The sequence below is a fragment of the Collinsella sp. AM13-34 genome (assembly GCF_003473055.1).
Classification (GTDB): domain Bacteria; phylum Actinomycetota; class Coriobacteriia; order Coriobacteriales; family Coriobacteriaceae; genus Collinsella.
Genome location: NZ_QRLE01000041.1, coordinates 1 through 6,737 on the forward strand (window position 1 = coordinate 1; position 6,737 = coordinate 6,737).

The window sequence follows — 6,737 nt, forward strand, 5'->3', positions numbered from 1 at the left end:
TTCGTCGAGGATTCCGGCCGCGGCTGGCGTCGCGTCGTCGCTTCCCCTGATCCCAAGAAGATCGTCGAGGCTGACTCCATCCTCAACCTGCTCGACAACGAGTTCATCGTCATCGCCTGCGGTGGCGGCGGCATCCCCGTCGTCCGCGACTACGAGAACAAGGGCTGCTACAAGGGCGTTCCCGCCGTCATCGACAAGGACCTGGGCGGCGAGCTGCTGGCCGAGGACTGCGACGCCGACGTCCTGTTCCTGCTGACCGCCGTTGAGCATGTCGCCATCAACTTTGGCAAGCCCAACCAGGAGGAGCTCGAGGACCTCACCGCCGACGAGGCCGAGCGTCTGGCCGACGAGGGCCAGTTCGGCAAGGGTTCCATGGAGCCCAAGGTCCGCGCCGCCATCAAGTTCGCCCGCTCCCGCAAGGGCCGCACCTGCATCATCGGCGCCCTGGACAAGGCCGCCGAGACCATGGCCGGTCTCTCCGGTACCCGCATCCACGAGTAGCCTCTACTCTGTTGCCTCTCTCGTGGGCGCCAGGCAAGACGCCCACAAACTAGCCTCTCTTCATGAGCCCCGCAGTCCGCTCCGGCTGCGGGGCTTTTGCTGTTTGAGATGTGTGCAGGGGGTAAACAAGAGCAAATTTGGTTAGATGCTCAGGTCATGGGATGCCTGAAACCAGACGATGACTCCGAGAATCCTGATTCGGCGTTTGTCCAGCACAATATCCGGTTCCGACGTGCGATATGAGTAAGATGACAGCATCACGGTGTTCGTGCCGGTGCTATATCGCCGTATGACCATTCTGGAATTATCGGCCAAGGCGAGGACGGAGCATCCGTTCCAGGGTTTCAGGTTGGGGTCCACTAGGAGAAGGGATCCTATCGGATAGCATTTGGACATGGCAGATGTGTCCATTTGAACAAAGAAGCACCCGCGATGGTTTTTGAATACGGATGAGGGGAGCGCCGTTGTTCCGGTCTGCTTGAGTCCCGTTCTGCCTCCATTCATCTGAATTTTAAATACATCACAAAGGGAGTCAGTAGTAGTTTCCTTGGATTCCCCCTTCCGCCCCTCGTGGTCGAGCTTTGCGGCAAGCCCTGCGGTTTCCGATGCGAGGTCGTCAAACTGCAGATTGAATTTCGAAACGATCTTGAGCAGTGTCGACCGGCGGATGGCATAGCGGTCCTTTTCCCAACGGCATACCGTTTCTTTGGAGACGCCGACAAGTGCCGCGAACTCCTCCTGCGTGAGCTGGTCGCGCTTGCGAAGCGCCTTTATGTTTTGACCCGTTCCCATGTTATGAAGCGCGGACGAGGGGAAGGCAGAGGCAGTTGGGGCCGCCAAAGCCGTTTGTCAGCTCAAAGATAGAGATGGGAACAAGTTCAATACCGGCCTGCTCCAGTGCCTTGTTAGTCTCGGTGTTCTCTTCGTATACGCAGACCTTGCCGGGCTCCAGGCAAAGGGTGCTTATGGCATTGTTGGTTCTTTCGACCTCTGCCGCTCCGGGATTTGAGCCGCCGCAAGGGATAAATTGCGGTGAACTTAAACCCAGGGCTAATCCCAGCGCTTCTTTTAGTCCGCCTTCGACATGACGCGCCCGGGTTGTCCTTTCCGATCTGCCTCGTGTAATGCAGTAGACTCGCGCTTGGTCCAGGAGCTCCCGGTCAATGAGGAATGTCTCATAGTTAACACGAGCAAAGTATGTGTCGAGATGAATGCAGAGATCATCGTAGGGAACCTCAATGGCCCATACGGACTCAATAGTCGAGTTCTCGTCCCAGAGCAAGTTATTCGCTAGGGTGTCTATAGCTGCTGGCTCGGTTCGTTGAGAGATGCCAACGGCTACATTTTCGCTGTTGAGGTTGTGAAGGTCGCCGCCTTCAATGTGGTAAGTCGATTCATGCTTGAAGAACTGAGGAGTCTCGCGGAAATCCGGATGATAGTTAAAAATCGTTTTATAGGCGATAACCTCACGGTTGCGCTCTGGCCAGTACATATGGTTGAGCGTGACACCTTCGCCGATGACGCTTGCTGGATCGCGCGTGAACCACATGGTGTTAAGGGGGGCTATGAGAAGGTCGTCGGGTGAGTATGCGTCTCCCGTCAGCTTTGAGAGGCTGAACACCTCCTTGTTCGTGTCGAAGACCTGGGAGTAGCGAACGCCGTTGACGGCTGCCTGGACCAGGTCGCGGGAACCTTCGATATGCTCAAGATACTCGCGAATGGCAGACTCGAGCTCAATGCCCCGCGCGCCGCATTCTGAAATGTAGCTATCGATAAAAGAGCGACGCGCTTGCTCTGTCGCATCAAGGGCTTCGGTAAGAAGGTTTTCAAGATTGAGAATCTCTACCCCTTCGTGCTCGAGCATCGCCGAGTAAGCATGATGCTCCCTAAGGGCTTTATCAAGATCGAATGAGCTGCTAGACGGACGCAACGTAAAGACCCGATTGAACTGCCCGTCGGGGTAGTTGCGCGTTTCGGGGCCGGGGCAGTGCAGGAGGGCCTTTTTTAGCTTTCCTATTTCGTTTTGAACATGTAGTGCGGACATAAGACCTCGCTTTGGCGATGAGTATTGATTGCTTCCATAGTGGCACATTACGAGTTCGATTCAATTTACATCATATCTGTCACAGGTGAATGGCACGAACCGGCTTAGTAATTGATGTTAAACATCAATCTAGAAAGCAAATTGAAAAATTACGTCAATCTAAAGTCCGTTTACGGGTCGATGCGCTTCGTTGGCGGGCGAAGAGACGGAAGGGTGTTTTGCGCGATGACACAATGGCTTTGCCGGCAACGAAAAACCCCTGAATTAAGGAGGAGAGATGGCAGAGACAGAAAAGAAGCGCACTCTTCGAGTCCCGCACGTGTACACCATCATTCTCGTCTTGATGGCCGTATTTGCCGTTCTGACCTGGGTCGTGCCTTCGGGTTCGTTTGAGCGCCAGGAGGTTAACGGTCGCGAGGTAACGGTCTCGGGCACCTATGAGCCTGTCGATAAGGTCTATACGGACGAGGACGGCAACGAGGTCGATCTTCGCCAAGGCATCTTCGAAGTACTTGAGGCCCCTGCGATCGGCATCCAGCAAGCGGTCGAGGTCGTTGCATTCATTATGATCGTGGGAGGTTCCTTCCAGGTCATCACGGCGACCGGAGCCATCACGAGCGGCGTCGCCCGAGTGGTGAAGAAGTTCAAGAGCAAGGACGTCCTCATCATTCCGATCCTAATGGTGCTTTTTGCCTTGGGCGGCAGCACCTTTGGTATGGCAGAGGAGACGCTTCCGTTCTTTGCGATTCTTATGCCGATCATGATGGCCATGGGCTTCGACTCAATTACAGCGTTCATGACGGTGTTTGTGGGTGCCCGTATCGGATACATCGCATCTACCGTAAACCCGTTCAACGTCCTGATTTCCCAGGGCATCCTCGGTATCCAGGGCAACCCCCAGCTTTGGTTGCGTACTATCGCCCTTGTCGTGCTCACGGCAGTTGCCATCGCATGGGTTGTGATGTATGCCCTCAAGGTTAAGAAGAATCCCGAGGCATCCCCAGCTTTCCACGATGATATCGAGAAGCGCAAAGAGTTTGGTGCGGACGAGAATCTCCTCGATAGCGAGTTCACCGGTAGGCAGAAAGCCGTTATGGTTATTTTCGTGCTTGGACTTGCCGCCATCATTTGGGGTCTGGTGGCCCAGGGCTGGTACATGAACGAAATCTCTGCGATTTTCTTGGCTATGGCCCTTCTTTCGGGTGTTGTTTCCGGGATGAATGAGAAGGAGATCGCTGGCGAGTTCGTTAAGGGAATTGCAGACTTCGCGTTCTCTGCCATCGTTGTTGGCCTCGCCCGCGGAATCCTCGTAATCGCCAATGACGGCCTCATCATCGATACGATTCTCAACACGCTCGCCACGGCTCTCTCTGGAGTTCCGGCAGTTATCTTTACGAGCATTCTCTACGTCGTGGATAACCTTCTGTCGATCCTCGTTCCGAGCTCCTCGGGCATCGCTGCTCTTACGATTCCCATTTTCGGCCCGCTTGTTGAGCTGATGGGCTTAAACCCCGAGGCTGCAGTTACCGGCCTTTCCATGGGCAGTGCTGCCATGTCTCTCATTTCGCCGACAAGCGCGATGCTCGTTGCCGGTCTTGGCGTCTGTAAGATTCCGCTTGGCCAGTGGTGGAAGGTCGCTTGGAAATTCTTCCTGGTCGTAAGCGTTATCTGCATGGCATTCACTGCGGTTTCGGGTCTTATCCCCCTGCCGTAAATGCAAAACCCCACATACAAGTTGTGAGAAAGAAGGATAGAGATGAACAAAGGACTGAACGTTCATAGCGAGATTGGCGCCCTCAAGAAGGTGTGCGTCCATCGCCCCGGTATGGATCTTGTAAACATGAAGGCGGAGGATTTCGACCGCGTTTGGATTCACGACGCGTTCTATCTGGACTATGCCCAGAAAGAGCACGATCAGTTTACCGACCTTCTTCGCGGCGCTGGCGCCGAGGTCGTCTATATGGAAGAGCTGCTCGCTGAGACGTTTGACAAAGTCGAGGGCACTCGCGCAGAGTTCATGACGAAGTTCATGGGTGAGTCCGGCATCTCCAACGCGGCCCTTCGCCAGGCCGTTGTCGAGAAGCTCGATTCCATCAAGGACAACAAGGAATTTGTCCTCACGGCTATGGGCGGACTGTATGTGCGCGACCTCGAGATCCCGCATGTCGGCGGCTCTCTTGCCAGCTTGGACGGCGATGAGCTGAAGGGCGACGACATGGTCCTCTTCCCCATGCCCGCCTCGTATTTCTCCCGTGATCCCCTGGCTGTCGTGGGCAAGGGCGCTACCATGAACCGCATGTACTGGAATCAGCGCAATCGCGAGGTAATCTTCTACGAAACGGTGCTCCGCAACCATCCCGATTACGCCGGTAGCCCCATCTGGTACGACCACAATAGCGAGTGGCATATCGAGGGCGGCGATATTCTCAACATCAACGCCAAGACGCTCGCCATCGGTATTTCCGAGCGTACCCAGACTGCGGCCATCGATGAGCTCGCCAAGAATATGTTCTGGGGTTCTGATGAGGCCGAAATCGAGAACATCTATGCCATCAAGATTCCGCACGGCTATGCCTACATGCATCTCGACACCGTTTGCACGCAGGTCGATCGCGATAAGTTCACGGTCTATCCCGGCATCTACCAGACGCTTCGTGCCTACCGCCTGACCAAGGGCGATTCGGAGGGGGAGGTGCATATCGAGGAGCTCGAGGGCACCCTGCAGCATATTCTCGAGCTTGCGACGGGTATGGACCACATCACCATGATTGAGTGCGGTGGTGGCGATCCGATCGAGGCTTCCCGTGAGCAGTGGAACGATGGTTCCAACACTCTTGCGGTCGCACCGGGCAAGGTCTGCGTGTATGAGCGCAACGTTGTCACCAACGATGCTCTTTACAAGGCCGGCGTCGAGCTGCTCGTCGCCCCCTCCGAGGAGCTTTCTCGCGGTCGCGGCGGCCCGCGCTGCATGACCATGCCGTTCTGGCGTGAGGAAATCTAGTCAGCGTTAGCGTATCTGGGCGGCGCGTGTGCGTCTGCGCCGCCCATCCCTCCTTGTGTGTTCCAACAACCGAAAGGACTCAAATCATGGCTCTTAATCTTTCTGGTCGAAGCGTTCTTACCCTGCTTGACTTTACGTCCGAGGAAATCGAGTACATGCTCGACCTCTCAAAGAACTTCAAGGATATGAAGCGCGCCGGTTATCCGCACCGCTTTCTCGAGGGCAAGAACATTGTCCTGCTGTTTGAGAAGACCTCAACGCGCACGCGCTGTGCCTTCGAGGTCGGCGGTATGGACCTGGGTATGGGTGTGACCTACCTCGACCCCGGCTCGTCGCAGATGGGCAAGAAAGAGTCCATCGAGGATACCGCCCGCGTGCTCGGTCGCATGTATGACGGTATTGAGTATCGCGGCTCCGACCAGTCGATCGTCGAGGAGCTTGCCGCCAAGGCTGGCGTTCCCGTCTGGAACGGTCTGACCAACGAGTACCATCCCACCCAGGCCCTTGCCGACATTCTTACCATGCGTGAGGAGTTTGGCGACACGCGCGGCATGAAGCTCACCTATATGGGCAAGGAGCAGGGCAACGTCAGCGACTCCCTGATGGTTATCTGCGCCAAGCTCGGCATTAACTTCTGCTCCTGCGGACCCAAGGGCGATGTCGAGGGCGCCACGCACTTCGATCCCGAGCTTCTTGAGCGCTGCCAGGAGATCGCCGCTCAGAATGGCTGCACGATCCAGCTCACTGAGGATATCGACGAGGGCGTCAAGGATGCAGACGTGATCTATACGGACGTTTGGGTCGGTATGGGCCAGGCTGAGGAGCTGTGGAAGAGCCGAATCGATCTTCTCTCTCCCTATCGAGTAACGCCCGAGGTCATGGCCAAGGCAAACCCCGGCGCCATCTTTATGCACTGCCTGCCGAGCTTCCACGATACGCAGACCACCATCGGCGCCGAGATTGCCGAGAAGTTCGGCGTGACCGAGATGGAGGTTTCCGACGAGGTCTTTGAGAGCGCGCAGTCTCGTGTGTTCCAGGAGGCCGAGAACCGCATGCATACCATTAAGGCCATGATGTACGCGACGCTTCGCTAGTAGCTGGGAAGTGAACGAATACTATGAGTAAACCGTACGGTAAGCCCGACCGCATCGTCGTCGCCCTCGGCGGCAACGCCCTCGGCAACAACCCCGT

Annotated in this window: 5 protein-coding genes and 1 pseudogene; 4 read left to right on the top strand and 2 right to left on the bottom strand. The window is 56.0% G+C overall.

The window, feature by feature from the left end; all coding sequences use genetic code 11:
* Positions 1-501, top strand: a pseudogene (locus tag DW151_RS10120) (carbamate kinase); the annotation flags it as partial.
* Between the two features lie 141 nt (positions 502-642).
* Here DW151_RS10120 and DW151_RS10125 read toward each other — a convergent pair.
* Together DW151_RS10125 and DW151_RS10130 are read right to left on the bottom strand one after the other, a co-directional pair.
* Complete coding sequence (locus DW151_RS10125; RefSeq protein WP_117641077.1) at positions 643-1,293, bottom strand: LexA family transcriptional regulator; 651 nt, start codon at positions 1,291-1,293, stop codon at positions 643-645.
* Position 1,294: 1 nt separating this feature from the next.
* Positions 1,295-2,545 (bottom strand): arginine deiminase family protein, encoded by a 1,251-nt coding sequence (locus tag DW151_RS10130; protein WP_158571698.1) that lies wholly within the window; start codon positions 2,543-2,545, stop codon positions 1,295-1,297.
* 277 nt (positions 2,546-2,822) lie between these two features.
* Between DW151_RS10130 and DW151_RS10135 the strand changes: the two genes are divergently transcribed.
* The 3 genes from DW151_RS10135 to argF all read left to right on the top strand — a co-directional run bounded on the left by DW151_RS10135 (position 2,823) and on the right by argF (position 6,640).
* Positions 2,823-4,259 carry a YfcC family protein gene (locus DW151_RS10135; RefSeq protein ID WP_187361863.1) on the top strand — a complete coding sequence of 479 codons (1,437 nt, stop codon included), beginning with the start codon at positions 2,823-2,825 and terminating at the stop codon, positions 4,257-4,259.
* A gap of 42 nt (positions 4,260-4,301) precedes the next feature.
* Positions 4,302-5,546 carry an arginine deiminase family protein gene (locus tag DW151_RS10140; RefSeq protein WP_117641075.1) on the top strand — a complete coding sequence of 415 codons (1,245 nt, stop codon included), beginning with the start codon at positions 4,302-4,304 and terminating at the stop codon, positions 5,544-5,546.
* An 86-nt stretch (positions 5,547-5,632) separates the two neighbouring features.
* Positions 5,633-6,640 (top strand): ornithine carbamoyltransferase, encoded by a 1,008-nt coding sequence (argF, locus tag DW151_RS10145; RefSeq protein WP_117584179.1) that lies wholly within the window; start codon positions 5,633-5,635, stop codon positions 6,638-6,640.
* Positions 6,641-6,737 lie beyond the last annotated feature (97 nt).

Bases quoted from the DNA above. Each gene is read 5' to 3' on its own strand.
- DW151_RS10125 (WP_117641077.1), bottom strand. From the start codon at position 1,293: ATGGGAACGGGTCAAAACATAAAGGCGCTTCGCAAGCGCGACCAGCTC.
- DW151_RS10130 (WP_158571698.1), bottom strand. From the start codon at position 2,545: ATGTCCGCACTACATGTTCAAAACGAAATAGGAAAGCTAAAAAAGGCC.
- DW151_RS10135 (WP_187361863.1), top strand. From the start codon at position 2,823: ATGGCAGAGACAGAAAAGAAGCGCACTCTTCGAGTCCCGCACGTGTAC.
- DW151_RS10140 (WP_117641075.1), top strand. From the start codon at position 4,302: ATGAACAAAGGACTGAACGTTCATAGCGAGATTGGCGCCCTCAAGAAG.
- argF (WP_117584179.1), top strand. From the start codon at position 5,633: ATGGCTCTTAATCTTTCTGGTCGAAGCGTTCTTACCCTGCTTGACTTT.